This window comes from Rhizobium sp. SRI_017 (assembly GCF_057586295.1).
In genome coordinates, this window is the sequence record NZ_JBYCZP010000060.1 from 1 (window position 1) to 1,338 (window position 1,338).

A 1,338-nucleotide genomic window follows, 5' to 3' on the forward strand; every position below is an offset into this window, starting at 1 on the left:
GCCGGGAATGTAGAAGAAGCCGGTGCCGTAAGCGTCGCAGACGCGAACGTATTCCATCGGCTCGGGCTCAGCAGCAACGACAGCGTCCGCTGCCTGTGCGCCGGAAACCACTGCCAGGGCAGCGGCGGAGCCGAGAAGAAGGCTCTTGATGTTCATGTTGACCTCCAGTCAATGTTAAAATCGGATCGGATCGGGTTTTTCTTGCTGAAGGACAGCATTCCTTGCCCCAATCCCCCGAAACACTGAGTGTCCCCTGTGCTTCAATGCCGGATCATAATTGAGCGATGCGGATTCGCAACGCGGAAACACCCGAGGCAAACGCCCCGAGCCGCGCTTCGAACATTTCTGTTACAGAAAAGACACAAAACCACCGCATTGGGGCGGGGTCGATCGGCAATCGAATAGAAATCCAGTCGAATTCGCATCAGCCGCTGCAAGCCAGACGAAGCGCAGACTTACGTTAGCCGGAAATCCGATATTGCGGATATCAATGACCCGGTCAGTTGCCGGATCCATTCTGCAGTCCCGGAGGCACATGCCTTCCGACCGCCATCCCCCGATCGTCGATAAGAAGGCCCGGGAGAACCCGGGCCTTCTGCATTCAAGTCAAGCTTGAATTAGAACGAGCGCTGGAAGCGGAGCATGCCGGTGCGAACGTCGTTGCCGACCGAGTCGCCGTCGCCATAGGATGCTTCGAGCAGGACCGAGAAGCCCGGAGCAACAGCCCAGGAAACGTTGCCGATCACGCGCCAGGAGTCGTCATCCCACCACTGAATGTCCTTCGCAACGCTGACCGTGTCGGTGACCTTGGCCGAAAGGCCGAGGATGCCGCTGAAGCCATCGTAATGGAAGAAGGCGTTGTTGGCCGAGTCGGAGTACAAGCCCATGAGGGTGAAGCCGAACATGCCGATGTCGCCACGAACCCACTTGCGAACCAGGAACGATTCGTCGGATTCGTCGTAACCGAAGTTTGCACCGACTTCGTATTCGCCGAAGGTGCCCTTGATACCAGCCGAGACGTCCGGCATGTAGGTGCGGCCGCCGTCGTTTGCCTTCTGGTTCCAGCTGTCGATAATGCCGTCGCCATTGAGGTCAGTGCCGTAGTTCACGCCGTTGTAGAGGTCATGTTCGATCGCGACGAAAGCAGTGATGCTGTCGAAAGTCGCAGTGTAGCTGACATACTGACGATCCCATTCGTCGCCGTACGAACCACCCCAATCGGTGCGACCGCCGTAGCCCATGAAGCGGATGCCGGGGGAGTCAAAGCGACCGAATTCGAGACCACCGATACCGAAGTAGTAGAACCAGCGAGTCTGGTTGCCGCCACCGACATCATCA

Annotated in this window: 2 protein-coding genes; both read right to left on the reverse strand. The window is 57.8% G+C overall.

Annotation, left to right across the window (positions count from 1 at the left end; all coding sequences use genetic code 11):
• Positions 1-156 (reverse strand): porin (locus AC2YI2_RS34950; RefSeq protein ID WP_487391113.1); only part of this gene is annotated, 156 nt, incomplete at its 3' end.
• 461 nt (positions 157-617) lie between these two features.
• Positions 618-1,338 (reverse strand): porin (locus AC2YI2_RS34955; protein WP_487391112.1); only part of this gene is annotated, 721 nt, incomplete at its 5' end.